Genomic DNA, 23,225 nt, shown 5'->3' with positions numbered 1-23,225 from the left:
CGGCCCCGGGCGGAGCTGCTACACGTTGCCCTCGGGCTGTGTGGCCGCCGTGCTGCGGACGCGCCTCCGGAACCACCGCCGGCGGGTGCGCGGGTGCACCGCCCGGCCGAGCCGCCGGCCGATGAGCAGGTATCCGAGGAGCGCTCCGGTCGTGTTGAGCAGGACGTCGTCGACGTCGAAGGCACGCCCGGTGATCAGGGCTCCCTGGATCAGCTCCACGAGGAACATCGTGCCGATGGTGACCAGGGCCACCCGGATCGTGCCGCGGGTCCGCCGGGAAAGCAGCGGCAACAGGACGCCGAACGGTACGCCGAGCGCCACGTTGCCACCCAGCTGCTTGACCGTCTCGATGAACGCCGGCTGCTCCAGGTAGGCGCGGATGGAGCTGCCCGGCTCCAGGTTGGTGTGCGTCAGCGGCACCGATGCCGGTGAGGCGTCGAGGGTCAGCCGCGCCAGGACGAACGCGAACGCCACCATGCCGACCATCGCGATCAGCGCCACCAGCACCCGCACGACCCGCGCGGGTCTGCGTGGTCCCTCCTCCTCGGTCACCGGAACGGGCTCCGCGAGGGTCTCACGCTCCGCCTTCCGGGCCGCTCTCGCGTCCCGTCCGCGTTGGAATGTCTTCATGATCCGTCCCCCACTGTCCGAGGCCGCTCTCCGTTGGGGTGCGGGTACCCGGGAAGGGCCCGGGCACACCGCCCCTCCCCGAGCCGTTGTCGCCCGGGGCGACGGAGCCGACCATGACGGCAGGGCAGGCGGGGCGGGCGGGGGAGGACGACCGGAGCGGGGCCGCGACAGCCACAGCTCCCCCATGCGCCACAACTGATCCCCGGAGAAGCATGGTTGAGAATGAGCCGTCCCGCGCCGGGCACCAGATGGCCATGCGAGAAGAAGAGACGGAACAGAGACCCGCACGCCGGACGACGCGGCTCGGCGGGCGCCTTCGCGGGGTGCCCGGCTGCGCCGCCGTGCTCCTCCTCCTGGCCGTGGTCCTGGTGCTGCTGGGACGGTTCGTCCAGATACCCGGGCTGGGGGACGTGTTCGGGACCGACACCAAGGACCGCTCCGGACCGGCGCTGCTGCAGTCGATCCAGGACATGCACCGGTACGAGGGGGCCGTCGGCACCTTCCAGGTCGTCGTCGACCTGGAGAAGGACGCCCGGTTCCTGCCCAGTTCGATCCGGGGGACCCGCACCCTGTACGTGGCGAGCGGGAACGTGCGGGCGTACGTGGATCTGGGCGGCATCGGCCAGGACTCCGTGCGCGTGAACGAGGACCGCACCACGGCCACCATCCGCCTGCCGCACGCGCGGCTGGCCGAACCCGCGCTGGACCCCAAGCGCTCCTACGCGGTCTCCAAGCAACGCGGCCTGCTCGACCGGCTCGGTGACCTGTTCTCGGACAACCCGGCCGACGAACGCGCCGTACACGAGCTGGCCGCCGACCACATCGGCGACGCGGCCAAGGAGAGCGACCTGACCCTGCGGGCCGAGCGGAACACCACGTCGATGCTCCAGGGACTGCTGCGCGCGCTGGGCTTCCAACAGGTCACGGTCACGTACGCCTGAGCCCGGAGTCACCGGCGTGACCGCCCACCCGAATCGCCCGCAACCATTGACAGGTTCATACCAGCCTCACCATTCTTGAGAGCGCTCTCAAGCACGCCTCCCAACGGATTCCCCCCACGGACTCCCCCCACCCCCGAGGAGCTCTCACGTGTCCGCACGCCGCAGGCGCACACGCGCCCGTCTCGTTCCACTGGCCGCCGCCGCGTTGATCGGCACCGCCGTCACCGTCGCCGTCCCGTCGGACCCGGTCCAGGCCGCCGTCCCCACGACCATCCCGCTCACCTTCGCGAACAACTCCGGCCGCGGCGAGCAGGTCTACGTCTACAACCTCGGCACCGAGCTCTCGACCGGCCGGCAGGGATGGGCCGACGCGAACGGCACCTTCCACCCCTGGCCGGCCGGGGGCTCCGTCCCCTCCCCCGCGCCGGACGCCTCCATCGCCGGACCCGCCAACGGTCAGTCCATGACGATCCGGATGCCGAAGTTCTCGGGCCGGATCTACTTCAGCTACGGTCAGAAGCTCGTCTTCAAGGTGGCCACGGGCGGCCTCGTGCAGCCCGCCGTCCAGAACCCGAGCGACCCGAACAGGAACATCCTCTTCAACTGGTCCGAGTACACCCTCAACGACTCGGGCCTCTGGCTCAACAGCACCCAGGTCGACATGGTCTCGGCGCCGTACGCCGTCGGCGTGAAGCGCCCCAACGGCACCGTCGCGAACACGGGCCGCCTCAAGCCCGGCGGCTACCGGGGCTTCTTCGACGCGCTGCGCGGCCAGCCCGGCGGCTGGGCCAACCTCATCCAGACCCGCTCCGACGGCACGGTGCTGCGCGCCCTGGCCCCGGGCCACGGCATCGAGGCCGGCGCGCTGTCGCCGGGGGTGATGAACGACTACATCAACCGCGTCTGGAGCAAGTACTCCACGTCGACCCTGACCGTGACGCCGTTCGCGAACCAGCCCAACGTGAAGTACTTCGGCCGGGTCTCGGGCAACGTCATGAACTTCACCAACGGGTCCGGCGCCGTCGTCACCTCCTTCCAGAAGCCCGACTCCGACAGCGTCTTCGGCTGCTACAAGCTCCTCGACGCCCCGAACGACCAGGTGCGCGGCCCCATCTCCCGCACCCTCTGCGCGGGTTACAACCGCTCCACCCTCCTCACCAACCCGAACCAGCCGGACACCTCGTCGGCCGGCTTCTACCAGGACGCGGTGACCAACCACTACTCCCGCAAGATCCACGCCCAGATGGCCGACGGCAAGGCGTACGGCTTCGCCTTCGACGACGTCGGCGCCCACGAGTCACTGGTCCACGACGGCAACCCCCAGCAGGCGTACGTGACGCTCGACCCGTTCAACTAGGAGGCCGGGGCCGGATTCCGGACGCCCCGCGCGTGCGGGGTGGGGGTGCCGGTGGCTTCACACCGGCACCCCCACCCCGGCTCGGCGGGCGGTCGCTAGGAGACCAGGCCCTGCCCCTCCAGCTCCGTCAGCCGCACGGTGCACAGGCCTCCGCGCTCGGCCTTCACCTCCGTCACCTTCAGCTGGGTGCCGGGGGTCAGGATGTACTCCTCCTCGCCCGTGAACGCGGAGAACCGGCGGATCCCCACCGCCCGCGCCGGCGTCACCTCGAACAGGGTCCGCTTGCCACGGCTTCCGAGGAACGCCCTGGCCACGCTCAGCTCGGACGTGCACGACGACACGCCCCACCACGCCACGGTCCGCCCCACCGGGTACTGGGAGCGCAGGTCCAGCGCGACGCCACGCCACAGCGGACGCGTCTGCGCCGGAAGGGCCTCCACGGCCGAGAACAGCAGCCGCAGATACGGCAGGTAGGGCACGACCCGCTCACGGTCAGGGTGGCGCAGCGCGGCGTTGATCTCGCGGTAGAACGCCGACTCGCACGTGTACAGGTACAGGGCCGCGATCGCGTCGGCGGACAGCCCCGCCCCGTACGCCACCTCCCCCGTCCCGGTCGTCCCGCCCGCGGCCTCCGCGTCGGCGACCTTGGTCTCGCCGAACCGGCTCGACCGCTCGATGTGCCGGTCCAGCCGCGCGAGGACCCTCGACACCGGCTCGACGGCCTTGCGGAAGTCCATCAGCGGCATGTCGAACACCCCGGTGATGGGGGGAAGGACGAGCCCCTCGTCCTTGACGCTGGTGAGGCGCTCCAGATACAGCTGGTGCAGTTCCATCGTGGACGCGATGAACGCCCCCATCCGCTGCGCGACCCCGCCGTCCGAACCGCCCGCTCCGGCCGCCTGCGCGTCCCAGCCCCTGCGCGGCAACCAGTCGATCGGCTCGGCACCCACCGCCGCCAGGGCGTCGTTCACCTGGGCGAAGTGGTCCCCCTCGCAGAAGACGTCCCCCTGCGCCGCCGGATTCACATGGTCGAGGTGCCGGACCTCGACACCCGGGTACTTCTTCTCCAGCCGCTGCACGACGCGCTTCAGGCTCCGGGCGTGCGCGCCCCACCAGGCGAACACGACACCCCGGTCCTCCTCGTCGGCGTCCTGCTTCGCGCGGAGGATCTCCTCGACGATCTGCTCGGCCACGGGGCGCCAGAACGACGTGTGCCGGTCGGTCGGCATCGCCCCGTCGGCGCTCGCGGTGAGCGAGGCGTTCAGCAGCAGTACGCCCTGGGTGAGCATCGCCTGGAACCACTCCGGCGGCTGCACCGTGTCCTCCTTCTTCAGGAGGGCGCGGACGTCGGCGATCGGGGTCTTCTTGGCGATGCCGTACTTCCACATCGCGGCGGCCTTGACGATGCAGCGCACGCTGACGACCCGTCCGAACTGGCTGTCCTTCCAGTCGTGGAAGGTGTTGTCGAACATCGCGATGCCGGTCGCGCTCTCCGCCCGGGGATACGGGTTCTGCCCGAAGGCGACCACCTTCCACTTGTGCGGCGGATGCGGCTTCAACGCCTGGAACGTCAACTCGCGGACCGGCACGACCTCCGGGCTGCGCTTCGGACCGATGAAGTCACCCGCCCCCGGCTGCGCCTCGATCACGGGGCCCAGCAGGGGGAGCCACGGCTCCCCGCCACCGGTGAACAGCTCGGCCAGGCCCAGCGGATCCCCGGCCGGGGAGTCCGCGCCGCCCGCGGCCGGAACGTCACCACCGCTTCCCGCCGCCGCGGCCTGCGCGGGCTTCGCCTCGGCCTCGGCCTCGGCGGCCGGAGCAGGCGGCTTCGGTACGTTGATCCGCACCCGCTGCGTCGCCCCCGCGCCCTCGATGTCGGCGAGCTGTGCCCACACCGCGGACCGCAACTCGTCGTAGCCCGCGAACCCGTGGTCGTGGAACAGGGCGTATCCGGTCCACATGAGGTTCGCGCACACCTGCGCGGGCACCTGCCCCGTCCGCGCCCCCATCCCGACGAGCGCCACCGACCGGATGCTGCCGGGCTTCGCCCTGTTCTGCAGATGCACCGCCTGGAACGCGGCCGCGCACGCCAGCGCCACGTTCATGGTCTCGCTGATGTTCTGCGAGGACCGGCGCATGGTCGGCGTCGAGATCAGGTACCGCGGCACGGCCGCGCCCGACGGGACGCACACCGCGCTGCCCACCGGCAGGCTCCCGCCGAACCGCTCGCGTATCGCCCGCTGCACCCGCACCTGGATCCCGGCGCCGAGGTGCCGCTTGACGACGGCGTCCACTCCACCGTCCATCCGGCCCCGCGCGTTGGTCGGGGAGACCCACGCGTCGACGTCCACGTCCAGAAGGGAGCCCTGCCGGATCTCGACCTCGGGCGTGTCCGCGAACGCGGACCGCCAGGCCGCCACCACCTCGTCGTTGACATCGACGAGGACGACCTTCAACGCATGCTCGACACCCACGAATCCACCCCTTCGCACACTCTTCCGAACACCCTCGAAGCTATCGCCCACCACTGACATCGACGCCGCTCACCACCACGGCCGCCGTCCCCGGCCCTCCTCCGCCTCCCTCTCCCCGCTCCCCCTCCGTCCTCCCCTACGCCATCCGACGGAATGGCCGAACTACGTGTAGACCAAATAGATGCCTGAGGCATGTAGTGGAGGTGGCGCCGCCCCACCCGGAGCCGACGATCCGCAGCCTGAGAGGTCCTCACATGACCACCGAAGCCGTGGCCTTCCCTCAGAACCGCACCTGCCCCTACCACCCGCCGGCCGCCTACGACCCCCTCCGCGACGAACGCCCGCTGTCGCGGGTCACCCTCTGGGACGGGCGGGAGGTGTGGGTCGTCACCGGACACGAGGCCGCCCGGACCCTGCTCGCCGACCGGCGGCTGTCCACCGACTCCACCCGGCACGACTTCCCGCTCCCGACCGAGCGGGCCGCGTCCGTGCGCCGGCGGAGGCGGGCCGCGCTGCTCGGCTGGGACGATCCCGAGCACAACGCACAGCGCCGGATGCTGATCCCGAGCTTCTCCCTCAAGCGCACCGAGGGCATGCGCCCGCGCATCCAGGCGACGGTGGACCGACTGCTCGACGCGATGGAGGCGGCGGGGCCGTCGGCGGAGCTGGTGAGCGCGTTCGCGCTGCCGGTGCCGTCGATCGTCATCTGCGACCTGCTGGGCGTCCCGTACGAGGACCACGAGTTCTTCGAGGAGCAGTCCCGCCGGCTGCTGCGCGGCCCCACGGCCGCCGACACCGAGGACGCCCTGGCCCGACTGGAGGAGTACCTCGGCGGTCTTCTCGACGGCAAGCGCGCCGAACCGGGCGAGGGCGTGCTCGACGACCTGCTGGCCCGGCAGCGGCAGGACGGCCGCCCCGACCGCGAGGAGCTGGTGCAGCTGGCGACCATCCTGCTCGTCGCGGGCCACGAGACCACCGCGAACATGATCTCGCTGGGGATGTACACCCTGCTGCGCCACCCCGAGCGGCTCACGGAGCTGCGGGACGCGCCCGAGCTGATTCCCACCGCGGTGGAGGAGCTGCTGCGGTTCCTGTCGATCGCGGACGGGATGCTGCGGGTCGCGCGTGAGGACGTCGAGATCGGCGGCGTCGTGGTCCGGGCCGGCGACGGGGTCGTGTTCTCGACCTCGCTGATCAATCGCGACGGTGAGGTGTACGCCGATCCGGACACCCTGGACTGGGCCCGGCCGGCCCGGCACCACGTGGCGTTCGGTTTCGGCGTCCACCAGTGCCTGGGACAGAACCTGGCCCGGGCGGAGCTGGAGATCGCGCTCGGCACGCTGCTGCGCCGACTGCCCGGACTGCGGCTGGCGAAGCCCGCGGAGGAGATCCCCTTCACACCGGGCGACACGATCCAGGGCATGCTCGAACTGCCGGTCACCTGGTGAGCGAGCGGTCCTGCGGAGCGGAAGGGCTGGTCAGTTGACGAAGGGAACCGCGCCGGTGCGCATCTCGATCGACACGGACGTCTGCATCGGGGCCGGGCAGTGCGCCCTGGTCTCCCCCGAGGACTTCACCCAGGACGACGACGGCTTCGGCACGGTCGCGCCCGGACGCCCGGACGGGTTCGGAGGGCCGCTGGTACGGGAGGCGGCCCGCGCCTGCCCCGTACGGGCGATCACCGTCGCCGAGTAGGAGGCGCCGTGGCCCGGCCGGGTTCCGCACCCCGTCGGGCCCCGACGCGCGCCGAGCACCCCGTGCCCGCACACGGGCCGGGGAGACCTGCCTAGACCTCGGGAAGCGAGGGGTCGGGCGTCCAGGGAGCGGGTGCCGTGACGGCCCACCGTTCGTGGTCGCGCCAGGCTCCGTCGATGAAGAGATAGGCGGGCGACAGGCCTTCGTATCGGAAGCCCAGGCGCTGGGCCACGGCCAAGGACGCCTTGTTCCCCGGCTGGATGTTCGCCTCCAGCCGGTGGAGCCGGAGGTCGTCGAAGGCGTACCGCAGGACGGCGGTGAGCCCCTCCACCATGTATCCCCGGCCCGCCGACGGGGCGAAGGCCGCGTAGCCGAGGGACGCGCCCTGGTAGCGGCCCCGGATGATCGAGTTGATGTTGACCGCGCCGGCGGCCTCACCGGTCTCCCGGACGCGGATCAGGAAGCCCTGGTTGGTGCCGTCCTCGAAACGGGTCATCCAGCGCCGGAACTCCTCGGCGGTCGTGGGCAGCTGCATCCACGGCGTGTGGAGCTCGGCGCTGGCCCTGACGAGCGAGCAGAACTCGTCCTGGTCGGCGAGGGTGAGCGGGCTCAGTTCGACCCGTGACGGCTTCATGGACATGACCCCATGGTAGGACCATCCTTCATCCGAACCCCCTGAACCCCCTGAGCTTCGCGAACCCCCGATACACCGATACGCAGATACACCGACACCCCTACGAGGCGACCGGCAGCCGGTACACGGAGACGTGGGACCTCGCTTCGGCCGTGAAGGGGGTGCCCTCCCAGTCGGCGTGCCTCGTCTCCCGCTCGAACCCGGCCAGTTGGGCCATGAGGTCGAGTTCCGCGGGCCAGATGTAGCGGTGCGGGCTGCGGAAGAGACGGGCCTCGGTGGTCTCGTCGTCGAAGTGGAAGTGGTGCGACACGACCTGCTGGTCCAGGACGTCGTACGTGTCCATGCCGATGTACCCGGGATCGGACTGCCAGACGGTGGCCGTCCGCCCCGGCGGGAGGCTGCGCAGCTCGGGCACCCACAGCTCGACCACGAACCGGCCGCCGGGTTCGAGATGGCGGGCCGCGTTGCGGAAGCAGGCGACCTGCTCGGCCTGGGTCAGGAGATTGGAGATCGTGTTGTAGACGAGGTAGACGAGGCTGTACGTCCCGGGGGCGGTGGCCGTCGCCATGTCGCCGAGGATCACCGGGATCCTCGCCTCGTCGGCCTTGGTGCGCAGTTGCCGCACCATGGGACGCGACAGCTCGATGCCGGTGACGGACACACCTCGTTCGGCGAGCGGGACCGCGACCCGGCCGGTCCCGACGGCGAACTCGAGAGCGGCCCCCTCCCCCGCGAGCCGTGCGAGGCGGTCGACGGTCGGTCCGAGGATCGCCGGCGCGAACATGCCGGTCCCGGGCGTGTCGTAACGCTGAGCGGTCTCGGTGTCCCAGAGCTTCTCCTGCATGCTCCCCACACTGTCCTTCCGCGTCCGAACCCGTCCAGTGGATATCGGTGGACTCCGCGACCGCGGTCCAGGATCCGAAACCGGTATGTCCATATGATGGAACGAAGTTGTCGGTGGGACGGCACCGCCGTCAGGATGCGGGGCATGTACTCCGACCTCGTCCGCCGCCGACACGTGGACCTCATGCGTGTCGCCGGGATGCTGTGTCGGCCGGGCCGCTGTCGCGCCGCCTGCCGCTGACCCTCATCGGTCCGCGTTCTCCCTTCTCGCCCTGAGGCACTCCACCGCTCCGCCGCTCGGCTCTCCGGGGCCGGTGTCCCTTCGTCGGGCCCGGACTCCGGCGGACCGGCCGTGAGCGCGGCGGCGCAGGGGCGGCGGCGACCGTCTCCCTCGGTGTCGGCACCGGCTCCTGACTCCCCTTCACGCTGCTCCACCCGCACGTCGGTGCGCCGTACCGGCGCGGTCCGGGACCGGTACGACCAGGTTCCGAACCGCCCCGCCGGTCGGTCCCCGCACGCCGGGCGGGCCTTCTCCACCGTCGCCGCCCCGCGCCGCCGCACGCCGTGCGGCGGCAGCACACGTCCGCGCCCTTACCCCTTCGAGGTGCCTTCAGCATGTCCCTGTCCGCCGCGCCCGTACTGCACTGGTTCCTGCCCACCGGCGGGGACGGCCGTGACCCCGGCGGTGTCACCGCCGTTCAGGGACGCACCGCCGCCGCGACCCGCCGCCTGGCGGACGTCGACTACCTGGCCCAGGTCGCACGCGCCGCCGAACGGGCCGGATTCGCCAAGCTGCTGACCCCCGTCGGGCTCGGCTGCGTCGATCCGTGGGTCCTGACTCCGGCGCTCGCGGCGCTCACCGAACGCATCGGCTTCCTCGTCGCCTTCCGCGCCGGGCTCTCCCAGCCGACCCTGATCGCCCAGCAGGCCGACACCTTCCGGCGCCTGTTCGGCGACCGGATCGCGCTCAACGTCGTCACCGGCGGCGACCCGACCGAGCAGCGCGCGTACGGCGACCACCTCGCCAAGGACGAGCGGTACGCGCGCAGCGGTGAACTGATGCATGTGGTGCGTGAGTTGCTGGACGGACGTCAGGTCGATCTGACGGGTCGACATGTGCACGTGGAGGCCGCCCGTCTGCACGATCCGGCGCTCACCGCACCCGTACCCCTGTACTTCGGCGGTGCGTCACCGGCCGCGGAGGAGGTCGCCGCCCGTCACGCGGACGTCCAGCTCCTGTGGGGCGAACCGCCGGCCGCCGTCGCCGAACGGATCGGCCGGCTGCGCGAGAAGGCGGCACTGCTCGGCCGCGCCCCGCGCTTCGGCCTGCGGCTGCACGTCATCAGCCGCGACACCGCGGCGGAGGCGTGGGGCGAGGCGGACCGCATCCTCGCCGGTCTCGACCCGGAGGCGGTACGCGCCTCGCAGGAGCGCTTCGCCCGGATGGACTCCACCGGGCAGGCCCGGATGACCGCGCTGCACGGCGGTTCGGCCGACCACCTGACCGTCGCGCCGAACCTGTGGGCGGGGATCGGGCTCGTCCGCGAGGGCGCGGGAACCGCGCTGGTCGGCTCGCACGACGAGGTCGCCGCACGTCTGTGGGAGTACTGGCGGCTGGGCGTCGAGGAGTTCGTCCTCTCGGGCTATCCGCACCTGGAGGAGGCCTACCGGGTCGGCGAGGAGGTCGCGCCCCGACTGCGCGCCCTCGCCGCCGCGTCCGCCTCGGCCGACGCGGGTACGGGCGCGGCCGGGGAGGCGGCGTGACCGTCATCGACGACACCGCGAAGAAGACGGCGGGCCCCGACGGGGTGGCCGCGGACGCCACCGCCCGGAGGTCCCGCTCCGACGCCCACCCGTCGCCGTCGCGGCGGGGCGCGGACGTGCTGCGCTGGACGGCGCTGCGGCTCCTCGCCCTCGCCGTCCTGCTCGCGGCCTGGCAGGCCGTGGTCGCGGCCGGGGTGTGGCCCCGTGTCCTGGTCCCGGCCCCCGGCGACGTCTGGCAGGCCTTCCTCCGCGCGTCCACCGTCCACGACGGCGTACGGGGCGTCAGCGGCCATCTGCTCGTGGAGCACCTGGGCGTCTCCCTGCGCCGGATCGGCATCGGCACCGGGTACGCGACGCTCGTCGGCGTCCCGCTCGGACTGCTGATCGGCGTGGTCCGACCGCTCGCGGTCGTCCTGGAGCCGGCCGTCACCTTCCTGCGGACGCTGCCCCCGCTGGCGTACCTCTCGCTCCTCGTCATCTGGTTCGGGATCGACGAGGCCCCCAAGATCTGGCTGCTCGTCATCGCCGCGCTGCCCCCGATCACCGCGGCCACCGCGGCGGCGGTACGGGGAGTGCCGGGCGATCTCGTCGAGGCGGCCCACGCCCTCGGGGCCGGGCCGGTCTCCGTCCTGCTCTCGATCCGGTTGCCGGCCTCGCTGCCGGAGATTCTCACGGGCGTACGGATCGCGGTCGGCATCGCGTACACCTCGGTCGTCGCAGCCGAGACGATCAACGGCGTGCCCGGCATCGGCGGCATGATCCGCGACGCGCAGCGCTACAACCAGACCGATCTCGTCATCGCCGGTCTGCTGGCCATCGGGCTCTCGGGGATCGTGCTCGACGCACTGTTCAAGGGGGTCGAGCGCGCCGCCGTTCCGTGGCGGGGGCGCGTCTGACCGGCCGGCCGATCCGGTCCCCCTCCGACGCCCACGGCCCCGCCGTTCCCCACCGCGCCACCCGTCCGGCCCGGTCCGCCCTTCCGGCCCGCGCCACCCGTCCGGCCCGGTCCATCCGGCCCCTGTCCGCCCGCTCCACCGTTCCAGGCGTTCCCCGTTCTCACAGCCAAGGAAGAAGTCCCATGCCCCTGCACCCCCGCCGCACCGTCGTCACCGCGACCGCCACCGCACTGCTCGCCCTGGCCGTGACCGCCTGCGGCGGCGGGGCCTCGGACGAAGGGAACGACAAGGGCAAGCTCCGGATACGCATCGCCTACCAGGCCATCCCCAACGCCGACCTGGTCGTGAAGAACCAGCGCCTGCTGGAGAAGGCGCTGCCCGAGGCCGAGATCCGCTGGGTCAAGTTCGACTCGGGCGGCGACGTGAACACCGCCGTGATCGCCGGGTCGGTGGATCTGGGCCTGATCGGCTCCAGCCCGGTCACCAAGGGCCTGTCCGCGCCGCTGAACATCCCGTACAAGGTCCTCTGGATCCACGATGTGATCGGCGACAACGAGGCGCTGGTCGCGAAGAAGGAGTTCGGGTCCGTGCAGGACCTGAAGGGGCGGAAGATCGCCGCGCCGTTCGGGTCCACCGCGCACTACTCGCTCCTCGCCGCGCTGGAGTCCGCCGGCCTGAAGGCCTCGGACGTGAACCTGATCGACCTCCAGCCCCAGGACGCGCTGGCCGCCTGGCAGCGCGGCGACATCGACGCCGCCTACGTGTGGACGCCCAGCCTCACCGAGCTCCAGAAGGACGGGAAGGTCCTGGTCACCAGTCGTCAGATCGGTGCTCAGGGGAAGCCCACCGCCGACCTGGGCATCGTGACGAACGCGTTCGCCGAGCGGCACCCGGAGGCCGTCGACGCCTGGCTGTCGGCGGAGGACCAGGCGGTCAAGCTCGCCAAGAGCGACCCGGCGAAGGCGGCCGCCTCCATCGGCGCGGAGCTCAACCTGAAGCCCGAGGAGGCCCAGAAGCAGCTCGCGCAGCTGGTCCTGCTGACGGCGAAGGAGCAGCGGGCACCGGCCTACCTGGGCACGCCGGGCGCGCCCGGGGCGCTGGCGGGGAACCTGCGGGACGCCGCGGAGTTCCTGAAGGGCCAGAAGGCCGTCGACGCCGTCCCCGATCTGACGGTGTTCGAGAAGGCGCTCGCGGTCGAGGAGCTGTCCCGTGTCGCCGGCTGACGTGCGCGGCAGCACCACGGGCGCCGGAGCGGCGGAGACCGCCGAGGCCTCCGAGACGGCTGAGGCTTCAGAGACCTCAGAGACGGCTGAGACAGCTGAGACGGCCGAAGCTTCAGAGGCCTCCGAGACGACCGAGGCCGACGTCGATGCCCGAGCCGACGACGGCGCGTCCCGTCCCGGTGAGGAGGCCGCGCCGTCGGTGGCGGTCGGCACCGCACCGGAGCCGGATGTCGAGCTCGTCGGCGTGAGTGTCCGGTACGGCACCGCGAAGGCCCCGGTAACAGCCGTCGAGGACGTGTCGCTGACCGTCGCACCCGGCGAGTTCGTCGTCCTGGTCGGCCCTTCGGGGTGCGGCAAGACGACTCTGCTCCGCCTCGTCGCGGGCTTCGAGCGGCCGGCCTCGGGAACCGTCCGCGTGAGCCGGAAGACCGGTGTCGTCTTCCAGCAGCCCCGGCTCTTCCCCTGGCGCACCGTGGGCGGCAACCTCGCCTTCGCCCTGGCCCGGCACGGGGTTCCGCGGGCCGAGCGGGCCGGTCGCACCGAGGAGCTCCTGGAGCTGGTCGGTCTGCCCGGCATGGCGCGCCGCCGCACGTGGGAGCTGTCGGGCGGGCAGCAGCAGCGCGTGGCCATCGCGCGCGCCCTGGCCACCGAACCGCAGATCCTGCTGATGGACGAGCCGTTCGCGGCACTGGACGCCCTGACCCGCGAACGCTTGCAGGAGGAGGTCCGCACTCTGGCGGCGGTCACCGGTACGACCGTCGTCTTCGTCACCCATTCCGCCGAGGAGGCGGTACTCCTCGGCTCCCGCGTCCTGGTCATGGCGGCGGGCCCGGGACGGGTGGTCGACGAGGTCGCCGTACCGCTGCCCCGGGGCTCGGGGGTCGATGTCGCGGCGCTGCGCGGCGCCGCTCCGTTCGGCGCCCTGCGCGCGGAGCTGGCACGGGCGACCCTGCGGGCGTCCGGGCAGGTCTGAGGAGTACGGGGGCCGGTGCGGCGGCGTGCGCGCGGCGCGGACCGGCCCCCCGGGTGGCGGGCTCGGCATGCACGTCGGGGGGCGCGGGGCGATCATCCGTACATGGCAGGTAACCCCACACCCGCGCCGTCCGGGCCGACCACGCCGTCCGGCGCCGACGTCTCCCGGGCGCCCCGCCAGAAGCTGGCGCTCGCGGCCATGCTCTTCGCGGTGTCGATGACGTTCATCGACCAGACGATCGTGTCGATCGCCGCCCCGAGCATCACGGAGGAACTGGGCCTCTCCGCCTCCGGCATGCAGTGGGTCGTCAACGCCTACCTGCTCTCGCTCGCCGCGTTCTTCGCGCTCGGCGGGCGGCTCTCCGACCTGTTCGGACACCGGCGGATCATGCTGATCGGCACGCTGGTCTTCGTCATCTCGTCGGTGCTGTGCGGCTGCGTGCCCTCGGGCGACTTCGCCGTGACGTGGCTGATCATCTTCCGTTCCACCCAGGGTCTGGGCGCCGCGCTGATGTTCCCGGCGGCGCTGGCCGTGGTCATCGCCGTCTTCCCCGTCGAGCGGCGCGGCCGGGCACTCGCCCTCTTCTTCGGGCTGTCCGGGGCGCTGACCGCCGTGGGTCCCCTGCTGGGCGGCTGGCTGACCGCGTGGACCTGGCGGGCGATCTTCTGGGTCAACGTGCCGGTCGCCATCGTCGCGATCGTGCTCACCGTGCTCGCCCGGATCCCCGAGAGCCGCCGCCACGAGCGGCTGGACGTCGTCGGCGCCGCGCTCGTCGCCGTCGGCATGGGGCTGAGCGTGCTGGGCTTCCAGCAGGCGTCGTCCTGGGGCTGGGGCACCGTCGCGACCTGGGCGTGCATCGTGGGCGGTCTGGTGGTCCTGGTGCTGTTCTTCGGCTACGAGCGGCGCACCACGCACCCGCTGATCAACTTCGACGTCTTCCGGGACCGGGCCTTCACGGTCGACAGCCTGGTGCTGTTCTTCGCGATGCTCGCTTTCGTGCCGGTCTTCTTCTTCTCGTCCGTGTACGCCCAGGTGTCGTTGAGCGCCTCGCCGAACCAGGCCGCGCTGTTCCTGCTGTACTTCTTCATCGGTTTCGCCATCGCCTCCCAGTGGGGCGGCAAGATCCTCGACAAGCGCGGCGCCCGCCCGGCCATGAAGATCGGCTGCGCGCTCGGCGCGGTGGGCTTCTACCTCTGGGCCCAGAAGCTGACCGACCTGTCGATGCACGACCAGTGGCCGTACGCGGCGATGGCGGGCGCCGGCATCGGCTTCCTCCTCGCCCCCGCCTCCACCGACGCCGTCAACCGCTCCATCGGCGCGTCGTACGGCGAGGTCACCGGCATCACCCAGACGATCCGCAACTACGCGGCCGCCATCGGCATGGCCGTCTTCAGCACGGTCCTCGCCCATGTCTCCACGGACAAGATCACCGCCACCCTCCAGGCGCGCGGCCTGCCGCAGGCCGAGGCGGAGGCGACGGCCGGGAAGGTCGCGGAGGCGGTCACCGGCCACCCGGACGGCCAGGGCCCGTCGGGCGACGGGCCCGTGGCCAAGGCGCTGCAGGGCGCGGGCGACGCGATCCGCATGGACTTCGCCGAGGCGAACCAGTGGGTCTTCTACGGCATGTCGATCGCCCTGGCCGTCGCCTTCCTGTGCGCGCTGGCCCACCCGGGGACCCGGGTCACGGAGAAGGTCCCGGAGGACTGAGCGACACGCCGTCCGCATGCCCCGGCGACCTTCGCCGGGGCATGCGGCGTTCCCGCAGTCCGCCGCCAGCCGCAGTCCGCCGATCACGTTCGCCGATCACCGGTCGCAGATCGCAGATCGGATCGCAGATCGCCGCTAGTCCCTGCAGCAGTCGCCCCCGTTCGCGCCGCCGCTCGCACACATGCCGTCAAGACTTCACGCCAAGACTCACCACATCTCAACTCCCGCCCTGTGGAGCCGCGTTGTGCGTTCAAGCCCCGAACGCGCGGAGTCTTGACGTGTCTGGTTCAGACCTTTACTTTCATCGATCAGAAAGTGGGATGTCGTTCATGTCCATGAACTCCCCCTTCGGTTCACCGCTCCTCCGGCACCACGTCCCACCGACGTGCCGCCCCCACCCGAGAGGACTCCCATGCACCGGACCCGCCTGCCAGTCACCCTGGCGGCCCTCGCCCTCGCCGCCGGTGGTCTCACCGTCGCCACCGCTCCCGCCGAGGCCGCCGCCGGCCGGATCACCGGAATCGGCGGCAGATGCGTCGACGTCGCCGGGGCCGGCACGGCCGACGGCACCCCCGTCCAGCTCTACGACTGCAACGGCACCGCCGCCCAGACCTGGGACGTGGGCGCCGACGGCACGATCAAGGCCCTCGGCAAGTGCCTGGACGTCACCTCGGGCGGTACGGCCAACGGCTCGACGGTGCAGCTCTGGGCGTGCAACGGCTCCGCCGCCCAGCGCTGGACGGTGACCGCGGCCCGCGACCTCGTCAATCCGCAGGCGGACAAGTGCCTGGACGCCACCGGCAACAGCTCGGCCAACGGCACCCGGCTGCAGCTCTGGACGTGTACCGGGGCGGCCAACCAGAAGTGGACGGCTCCCCCGGCCGGCGGTACCGGCCCGGCCCCCGGCGGGAACATGGCCGTCGCCCCGTACCTCTACAACGGCTGGGGCAGCCCGCCGAGCCCGACGACCGTCATGAACGCCACCGGCGTCAAGTGGTTCACGCTCGCCTTCGTCCTCAGCAACGGCTACTGCAACCCGCAGTGGGACGGCGGCCGACCGCTCCTCGGCGGCGTCGACCAGCAGACCGTCAACACCGTCCGGGCGGCCGGCGGCGACGTCATCCCCTCCTTCGGCGGCTGGAGCGGCAACAAGCTGGAGAGCTCCTGCTCCAGCGCCGGTGAGCTCGCCGCCGCGTACCAGAAGGTCATCAACGCGTACGGCCTGAAGGCCATCGACATCGACATCGAGGCGGCTGCGTACGACAGCCCCACCGTCCAGCAGCGCACGGTGGACGCCCTGAGGACCGTCCGGGCGAACAACCCCGGCCTGAAGGTGTACGTCACCTTCGGCACCGGCCAGAACGGCCCCGACACCAGCCTCATCAACCGCGCCGCCGCGGCCGGCCTCACCGTCGACAGCTGGACGATCATGCCGTTCAACTTCGGCGGCAACGGCCAGAACATGGGAACCCTGACCGTCCGCGCGGCCGAGGGGCTCAAGACCGCCGTGAAGAACGCGTACGGCTACAGCGACGACCAGGCCTACCGCCACACCGGCGTCTCCTCGATGAACGGCGTCACGGACGTGGGCGAGACCATCACCCAGGCCGACTTCCGCACCATCCTCGCCTACGCCCAGCAGCGGCACCTGGCCCGGCTGACCTTCTGGTCCGTCAACCGCGACCGGCCGTGCTCCGGCGGCGGCGCCGACACCTGCTCCGGCATCGGGCAGCAGCCGTGGGAGTTCACCCGGATCCTCGCCGCCTACAACGGCTGACGCCCGGGCGACCCGCCCCGAGCACCCGCGGCACCTCCCGTACGTCTCCCCCCTCAAGGAGCCCCATGCCCGCCCTCTCCACCCTTCGAGCGAGCGCCGGATCCCGGCGTCCCGCCCGTGCCCGCCCGCGCCCCCGCCGCCTCCGGGCGGTGCTGATCGCCGGCGCGGCCCTGTCGTCGGCGCTCGTCGCGCTCTCCCCCGCCTCCTCGGCCGCGCCCTCGGCCGCCGCCGCGGAGATCCCCACCGGAACGGTCACCGTCGTGAACTCCGGCAGCGGCAAGTGCCTCGACGCCAGGGCCGCCGCGACCTCGAACGGAACCGCCGTCCAGCAGTACGGGTGCAACGGCACCACCGCCCAGCAGTGGAGCGTGACGGCGACCTCCGACGGCCACGTCAGGATCGGCAGCCGGAACGACCCCTCCCAGGTGGTGGACGTCAGCGACGTCTCCACCGCCGACAACGCGCCCGTCCACCTGTGGACGTACGGCGGCGGCCTCAACCAGCAGTGGCGCGCGGTGGACGAGGGGGACGGAACCTTCCGCCTCGTCAACCGCAACAGCGGGAAGTGCCTCGACGTCCCCGCCGCGTCCACCGCCGACGGCGTCCAGCTCGTCCAGTACACCTGCAACGGCACGGCCGCGCAGCGGTTCCGCGTCTCCCCGGTCTCCACCGCGCCGGGCGAGGTCGACCTCGGCCCCCACGTCGTGGTCCTCGACCCGTCGATGCCCTCGGGAACCGTCCAGAGCCGTCTGAACACGATCTTCCAGCGGCAGGAGACCAACCAGTTCGGGCCGGAGCGGTACGCCGTCCTGTTCAAGCCGGGCACGTACAACAACGATGTCAACGTCGGCTTCTACACGCAGGTGCTCGGTCTCGGCCAGTCGCCCGACTCCGTGACGATCAACGGCGCCGTGCACGTCGAGGCCGACTGGTTCCCGCCGCAGAACGCGACGCAGAACTTCTGGCGCGGCGCCGAGAACCTCTCGGTCACCCCCACCGGCGGCACCGACCGCTGGGCCGTCTCGCAGGCTTCGGCGTACCGCCGCATGCACGTGCGCGGCAATCTGGAGCTGAGCGACGGCGGCTGGTCCAGCGGCGGGTTCATGGCCGACTCCAAGATCGACGGCCAGGTGCGCTCCGGCACGCAGCAGCAGTGGCTGACCCGGAACTCCCAGCTCGGTTCCTGGACGGGCTCGAACTGGAACATGGTCTTCGTCGGCAGCCAGGGCGTCCCGAACACCAGCTTCCCCAGCCCTCCGTACACCACCATCGCGCAGACCCCCGTCGTCCGCGAGAAGCCCTTCCTGTACGTCGACGACGCGGGCGCCTACCGGGTGTTCGTCCCGTCCACGCGGACCGACTCCACGGCCACCACCTGGAGCGGCGGGAACCCGGCCGGGACCTCCCTGGGCATCGACACCTTCTTCGTCGTCCGGCAGGGCACCACGGCCGCCCAGATCAACACGGCCCTCGCGCAGGGCAGGAACCTCCTCGTCACCCCCGGGGTGTACCACCTGAACCAGACCCTCCGGGTGACCCGCCCCGACACCGTGATCCTGGGCCTCGGCCTGGCGACCTTCGTCCCCGACAACGGCATCACCGCGATGACCGTCGCCGACGTCGACGGGGTGAAGATCGCGGGCGTCCTCTTCGACGCCGGTACGGTCAACTCGCCGACGCTGCTGGAGCTCGGTCCCGCCGGATCGTCCGCCTCCCACGCGGCGAACCCGACCTCGCTCCACGACGTCTACTTCCGGGTCGGCGGCGCGGCCGTCGGAAAGGCCACCACCAGCCTGGTCGTCAACAGCGACCACGTCATCGGCGACCACCTGTGGGTCTGGCGCGCGGACCACGGCGCCGGCGTGGGCTGGACCGTCAACACCGCCGACACCGGCCTGGTCGTCAACGGCGACGACGTCACCATGTACGGCCTGTTCGTCGAGCACTACCAGAAGCACCAGACGATCTGGAACGGCAACCGCGGGCGCACGTACTTCTACCAGAACGAGATGCCGTACGACCCGCCCAACCAGGCCGCCTGGATGAACGGCTCCACCCAGGGCTACGCGGCCTACAAGGTCGCCGACTCCGTGACCAGCCATCAGGCGTACGGGCTCGGCAGCTACTGCTACTTCAACGTCAACCCCGGCGTCACCGCGGAGCACGCCATCGAGGCACCCCACCGCCCCGACGTCCGCTTCCGGAACATGGTCACCGTCTCCCTCGGCGGCACCGGCACGATCCGGCACGTCGTCAACGACCGCGGCGGCCCGTCCAACTCCTCCACCAACGTCGCGAACCTGGTGAGCCACCCGTGAGACGACTCCTTCTCCGACTCCTCGGCCTGATGGCGCTCGTCCTCGGCGCCGGGGCCGTCGCCCCCGCGCAGGCGGTGCCCGCCGCCCCCGACTTCCGGGTGATCGCGTTCTCCAGCGGCACCTGGGACGCGGCCCACATCGACTTCGTCAAGGAGGCCAACGACTGGTTCCCCCGTACCGCCGCCGCCCAGAACTTCTCCTACACGGCGACCACCGACTGGAACCTGCTCGCCAACGGCGGCGTGGACGCGTACGACGTCGTGCTCTTCCTCGACGACGCCCCGCAGAGCGCCGCCCAGCGCGCCGGCTTCGAGCGGTACATGCGGGGCGGCGGCGGATGGCTCGGCTTCCACGTATCGGCGTTCACCACGAACGCCCCGGGCTGGAACTGGTACTACAACCAGTTCCTGGGCAGCGGGAACTTCCGCTCCAACACCTGGGGGCCGACCACCGCCGTCGTCCGTACGGAGAACGCCTCCCACCCCGCCGCGGCCGGCCTGCCGGCGACGTGGACCTCGGCCGTCAGCGAGTGGTACAGCTGGTCGAACAACCTGCGGTCCAACCCGTCCGTCAAGGTGCTCGCCTCGGTCGACCCGGTCAGCTTCCCGCTCGGCACCGACCCGAACCAGTCCTGGTACAGCGGCGACTACCCCCTCGTCTGGACCAACACGCAGTACCGCATGCTGTACGCCAACTTCGGCCACAACGCCATGAACTACTCCACGAACACCCGGCTCTCCTCGACCTTCGCCAGCCCCACCCAGAACCGGTTCCTGCTCGACGCCCTCCGCTGGCTCGCGGGCACGGACACCACCACTCCGCCGGGCCCCTTCCCCGGGGACTCCTGGTACACCCTCGCGGCCGAGGCCAACGGCCTGTGCGTCGACGCCCGGGCGGCGGGTACGGCCAACGGCACGGCCGTCCAGCAGTACACCTGCAACGGCACCCAGGCCCAGCAGTTCCGCTTCACCCCGACGACCGACGGCCACAGCCGCATCGGGATCCGCAACGCCCCGCACCAGGCCCTCGACGTCGCCGACCGGTCCACCGCCGACGGCGCGCCGCTCCAGCTGTGGGCCTACGGCGGCGGCACCAACCAGCAGTGGCTGCCGGTGAGCGAACCCTCCGGCCGCTACCGCCTCGTCGCCCGCCACAGCGGCAAGTGCCTCACCGCGGGCGGCACCGCCGCGACCGGTGTGCAGCTCGTGCAGCGCACCTGTGACGGTTCCCCGTCGCAGAGTTTCCGCCCGACCGCGACCCCCTAGGGGGCGCACGCCCCGGCCCCCGTGTCAGGTCTCAGAGCACCCCGCGAGGGCGGAACTGGACACTGACGCGGGGGCCGACCGCGCGGGTCGTCTTGGGCACGGCGTGTTCCCAGGTGCGCTGGCAGGAGCCGCCCATCACGACCAGGTCTCCGTGGCCGAGCGGCAGGCGGAGCGCCGTCGGGCCGCCGGAGCGCGGACGGAAGGCCAGGTCGCGGGGGTCGCCGAGGGAGAGGATGGCGACCATCGTGTCGTGGGTGGCGGAACGGCCGGTCCGGTCGCCGTGCCAGGCGACGCTGTCGCGGCCGTCGCGGTAGAGGCAGAGGCCGGCGGTGGTGAAGGGTTCGCCGAGCTCGGGGGCGTAGTGGGAGCCGAGGGCGGACCGGGCCTCGGTGAGAGCCGGGTGCGGGAGGGGGACGCCCTCGCCGTAGTGGGCCAGGAGCCGGGGGACGGCGACCACGGTGTCGTACATCGGCCGCTCCTCGGCCCGCCAGGGCACCCGGTCGACCAGCTCCTCGAAGAGCGCGTCGGCTCCGTGCAGCCAGCCCGGGAGGTGGTCGATCCAGGCGCCGCCGTCCAGCACCGTCCGCCGGACCCCGTCCAGCGGACCGAAGCGGATGTCGTCGCCCTGGTCGAACAGGGAGCCCTGCAGTCCGGGCAGAGCGGGGCGTGCTGCGGTCATGGGTCCAGCGTAGACCATGAACCGAACATATGAACGAATACACTGGACGAGGGGCCCGCCCCCTTCAGCCGTCGGTCCCGGCGGCCCGCCAGGCCAGGAGACCCGCTCCCAGACAGCCCGCGCGGTCACCGAGCGCCGCCCGGGTGACCCGGGGCACGCGCTGGAAGGTCAGCCGGGCGGCGAGCGAGGAGCGGAGCGGCGTGAGCAGCAGGTCGCCCGCCCCGCCGACCCCGCCGCCGATCACGACGACCTCCGGCGCGAGGGCGGTGGTCAGCGCGGCGAGTACGACGCCGAGCGCGTCGACCGCCCGGTCCCACACCTCCCGCGCGTCGGCGTCCCCCTCCCGGACGAGGTCGGCCACCTGTGCCGCGTCCCGCACCGCGCGCCCCGTGCGTGCGGCGAGCGCGGCGGCGAGTGCGGGGCCCGAGGCGAGGGCCTCCAGGCAGCCGCGTCCGCCGCAGCCGCAGGCGGGGCCGGTGGGGTCGACGACGATGTGGCCGATCTCGCCGGCGTAGCCGTCGGCGGTGAGCGGGCGGCCGTCGACGACGAACCCTCCGGCGATGCCGGTGCCGATGGGAACGAAGAGGGCGTGCCGTGTGCCGCGGGCCGCTCCGCGGGCGGCCTCGGCGGCGGCGCCCGCGCGGACGTCGTGGCCGACGGTGACCGCGAGGCCGGTGCGTTCGCGGAGCACCTCGGCCAGGGGCAGGTCGGCGAAGCCGAGGTTGGCCGCGTAGACGACCCGTCCGGTCGGGTCGTCGACGATGCCCGGGACGACGACGCCGGTGTGCGCCACGGGCAGGCCCTGCCGGGCGGCCGTACGGGCGAGGTCGGCGAGCGTCGAGACGATGGCGTCGAGGACGGCCTCGGGGCCGAGCCGGCGGGGAGTCGGCCGGTCTACCGCGACGGCGGCGGTCAGGGCGCTGTCGAACAGGGCGGCCTTCATACCGGTGCCGCCCACGTCGAGGGCGATGACGTGCGGGGTGTCGCGGTGCGGGGTGTCGGCGTGGGCGGTGTCGGCGCGGGGGGTGGTCACGTGCGCTCCTTTCCGCTCAGGCCGAGGTCGTCAGGGCCGCGCGGGTCACCGGGTACGCGAACTCCACCCCCGCGCAGTAGCGTTCCACCTCGTCCAGGGCGCTCCGGGTGATGCGCTGGAGCTCGCCGCCGAGCGAGCCGGCGATGTGCGGGGTCAGGAGCACGTTCGGCAGCGAGTACAGCGGGGACGTCTCCGGCAGCACTTCGGGCTCCGTGACGTCGAGGACGGCGTGGACGCGCCCCGAGGAGGCTTCGGCGGTGAGGGCCTCGGTGTCGATGAGCGAGCCCCGCCCCGTGTTGACGAGGGTGGCGCCGTCCCGCAGGAGCGCCAGCCGGCGGGCGTCGAGCAGGTGGTGGGTCTCGGGCAGGGCGGGGGCGTGCAGCGAGACGACGTCGGAGACCGCCAGCAGCTCGTCGAGTGCGACGAGCCGGGCGCCCAGCGACCGGGCCTCGGCGGGGTCGAGGTGGGGGTCGGCGAGCAGGACGTCGAAGTCGTGCGGGCGCAGCAGCTCCAGCACCCTGCGACCCACGAGGGAGGCGCCGACCAGGCCGACCGTCCTGCGGTAGTTGCCGAGGCCGGGGTAGTGCGCCGCCCAGTCCAGGGCGGTCCGGTGTGCGCGGTAGAGGCCGCCGATCTCCAGGACGCGCTTGTTGGCGAAGAGGATGGCGGCGACCGTGTACTCGGCGACGGGCACGGCGTTGGCGGCAGCCGCGGTGGAGACGAGGATTCCGCGGTCCCAGCACGCGTCCGTCACGTGGTGTTTGACGCTGCCGGCCGCGTGGACGACCGCCTTCAGCGCGGGCATGCGGGCCAGTACCGCCTCGTCGAGCGGGGGGCATCCCCAGGAGGTGATCAGGATCTCGACGCCGGCCGGGTCGGGGACGCGGTCGAAGTCCTCGGCGAGGACCAGGGGGTCGATGTCGACGTGCCGGGTCAGCCGCTCGACCGCGGCCGGCGGGAACAGGGCGTCGCGGTGCCGGCGGCCCATGGCGAACAGGGCGCGCGGGCGGGGCTGT

The 23,225-nt window shown here is 72.2% G+C and carries 19 protein-coding genes and 1 pseudogene; 12 read left to right on the top strand and 8 right to left on the bottom strand.

Annotated elements, in window-relative coordinates:
• Positions 1-18 precede the first annotated feature (18 nt).
• A complete protein-coding gene (locus ABT129_RS27530; RefSeq protein ID WP_351906970.1) occupies positions 19-630 on the bottom strand; it encodes a VanZ family protein in 612 nt (203 codons plus the stop codon).
• A 254-nt stretch (positions 631-884) separates the two neighbouring features.
• Here ABT129_RS27530 and ABT129_RS27525 point away from each other — a divergent pair, with 254 nt between their 5' ends.
• Together ABT129_RS27525 and ABT129_RS27520 are read left to right on the top strand one after the other, a co-directional pair.
• Entirely contained in the window at positions 885-1,571 is a 687-nt protein-coding gene (locus tag ABT129_RS27525) for a DUF4230 domain-containing protein (protein WP_351906968.1), read from the top strand.
• A 148-nt stretch (positions 1,572-1,719) separates the two neighbouring features.
• Positions 1,720-2,928, top strand: coding sequence for a glycoside hydrolase family 64 protein (locus tag ABT129_RS27520; protein WP_502981929.1), 1,209 nt, complete (start codon positions 1,720-1,722; stop codon positions 2,926-2,928).
• Positions 2,929-3,023: 95 nt separating this feature from the next.
• Here the strand turns inward: ABT129_RS27520 and ABT129_RS27515 are convergent, their stop codons facing one another.
• Both ABT129_RS27515 and ABT129_RS38095 read right to left on the bottom strand, forming a co-directional pair.
• Positions 3,024-4,637, bottom strand: a complete 1,614-nt coding sequence (locus ABT129_RS27515) for an ADP-ribosyltransferase domain-containing protein (protein WP_502981934.1) — start codon at positions 4,635-4,637, stop codon at positions 3,024-3,026.
• A 261-nt stretch (positions 4,638-4,898) separates the two neighbouring features.
• Positions 4,899-5,462, bottom strand: a pseudogene (locus ABT129_RS38095) (macro domain-containing protein); the annotation flags it as partial.
• Between the two features lie 194 nt (positions 5,463-5,656).
• Here ABT129_RS38095 and ABT129_RS27510 point away from each other — a divergent pair.
• Together ABT129_RS27510 and ABT129_RS27505 are read left to right on the top strand one after the other, a co-directional pair.
• Positions 5,657-6,850, top strand: a complete 1,194-nt coding sequence (locus tag ABT129_RS27510) for a cytochrome P450 (RefSeq protein WP_351906964.1) — start codon at positions 5,657-5,659, stop codon at positions 6,848-6,850.
• Between the two features lie 55 nt (positions 6,851-6,905).
• Positions 6,906-7,097: a ferredoxin gene (locus ABT129_RS27505; protein WP_351906962.1), complete on the top strand. Its 192-nt coding sequence runs from the start codon at positions 6,906-6,908 to the stop codon at positions 7,095-7,097.
• Positions 7,098-7,188: 91 nt separating this feature from the next.
• Here ABT129_RS27505 and ABT129_RS27500 read toward each other — a convergent pair whose 3' ends face one another.
• Positions 7,189-7,737, bottom strand: a complete 549-nt coding sequence (locus ABT129_RS27500) for a GNAT family N-acetyltransferase (protein WP_351906960.1) — start codon at positions 7,735-7,737, stop codon at positions 7,189-7,191.
• A gap of 94 nt (positions 7,738-7,831) precedes the next feature.
• Positions 7,832-8,575: a class I SAM-dependent methyltransferase gene (locus ABT129_RS27495; RefSeq protein WP_351906958.1), complete on the bottom strand. Its 744-nt coding sequence runs from the start codon at positions 8,573-8,575 to the stop codon at positions 7,832-7,834.
• Between the two features lie 614 nt (positions 8,576-9,189).
• Here ABT129_RS27495 and ABT129_RS27490 point away from each other — a divergent pair.
• The 8 genes from ABT129_RS27490 to ABT129_RS27455 all read left to right on the top strand — a co-directional run bounded on the left by ABT129_RS27490 (position 9,190) and on the right by ABT129_RS27455 (position 20,497).
• A complete protein-coding gene (locus ABT129_RS27490; protein WP_351906956.1) occupies positions 9,190-10,338 on the top strand; it encodes an LLM class flavin-dependent oxidoreductase in 1,149 nt (382 codons plus the stop codon).
• Between the two features lie 44 nt (positions 10,339-10,382).
• Positions 10,383-11,234 carry an ABC transporter permease gene (locus tag ABT129_RS27485; RefSeq protein ID WP_502981933.1) on the top strand — a complete coding sequence of 284 codons (852 nt, stop codon included), beginning with the start codon at positions 10,383-10,385 and terminating at the stop codon, positions 11,232-11,234.
• A 182-nt stretch (positions 11,235-11,416) separates the two neighbouring features.
• A complete protein-coding gene (locus ABT129_RS27480) occupies positions 11,417-12,457 on the top strand; it encodes a taurine ABC transporter substrate-binding protein (protein ID WP_351906952.1) in 1,041 nt (346 codons plus the stop codon).
• 199 nt (positions 12,458-12,656) lie between these two features.
• Positions 12,657-13,430: an ABC transporter ATP-binding protein gene (locus ABT129_RS27475; protein WP_351907046.1), complete on the top strand. Its 774-nt coding sequence runs from the start codon at positions 12,657-12,659 to the stop codon at positions 13,428-13,430.
• Positions 13,431-13,532: 102 nt separating this feature from the next.
• Positions 13,533-15,137 (top strand): MFS transporter, encoded by a 1,605-nt coding sequence (locus ABT129_RS27470; protein WP_502981928.1) that lies wholly within the window; start codon positions 13,533-13,535, stop codon positions 15,135-15,137.
• A 412-nt stretch (positions 15,138-15,549) separates the two neighbouring features.
• Complete coding sequence (locus ABT129_RS27465; protein ID WP_351906950.1) at positions 15,550-16,914, top strand: ricin-type beta-trefoil lectin domain protein; 1,365 nt, start codon at positions 15,550-15,552, stop codon at positions 16,912-16,914.
• 65 nt (positions 16,915-16,979) lie between these two features.
• Entirely contained in the window at positions 16,980-19,232 is a 2,253-nt protein-coding gene (locus ABT129_RS27460) for a pectate lyase-like domain-containing protein (RefSeq protein ID WP_351906948.1), read from the top strand.
• 29 nt (positions 19,233-19,261) lie between these two features.
• Positions 19,262-20,497: a ThuA domain-containing protein gene (locus ABT129_RS27455; RefSeq protein WP_351907042.1), complete on the top strand. Its 1,236-nt coding sequence runs from the start codon at positions 19,262-19,264 to the stop codon at positions 20,495-20,497.
• 31 nt (positions 20,498-20,528) lie between these two features.
• Here the strand turns inward: ABT129_RS27455 and ABT129_RS27450 are convergent, their stop codons facing one another.
• The 3 genes from ABT129_RS27450 to ABT129_RS27440 all read right to left on the bottom strand — a co-directional run bounded on the left by ABT129_RS27450 (position 20,529) and on the right by ABT129_RS27440 (position 23,197).
• Entirely contained in the window at positions 20,529-21,176 is a 648-nt protein-coding gene (locus ABT129_RS27450; RefSeq protein WP_351906946.1) for an alpha-ketoglutarate-dependent dioxygenase AlkB family protein, read from the bottom strand.
• Between the two features lie 64 nt (positions 21,177-21,240).
• Entirely contained in the window at positions 21,241-22,209 is a 969-nt protein-coding gene (locus ABT129_RS27445; RefSeq protein ID WP_351906944.1) for an ROK family protein, read from the bottom strand.
• A 16-nt stretch (positions 22,210-22,225) separates the two neighbouring features.
• Positions 22,226-23,197, bottom strand: a complete 972-nt coding sequence (locus ABT129_RS27440) for a hydroxyacid dehydrogenase (protein ID WP_351907040.1) — start codon at positions 23,195-23,197, stop codon at positions 22,226-22,228.
• Positions 23,198-23,225: the final 28 nt, after the last annotated feature.

The organism is Streptomyces sp. NPDC002057 (genome assembly GCF_040296665.1).
In the GTDB taxonomy this organism is placed as follows: domain Bacteria; phylum Actinomycetota; class Actinomycetes; order Streptomycetales; family Streptomycetaceae; genus Streptomyces.
This window is presented reverse-complemented; position numbering and strand designations above follow the sequence as displayed.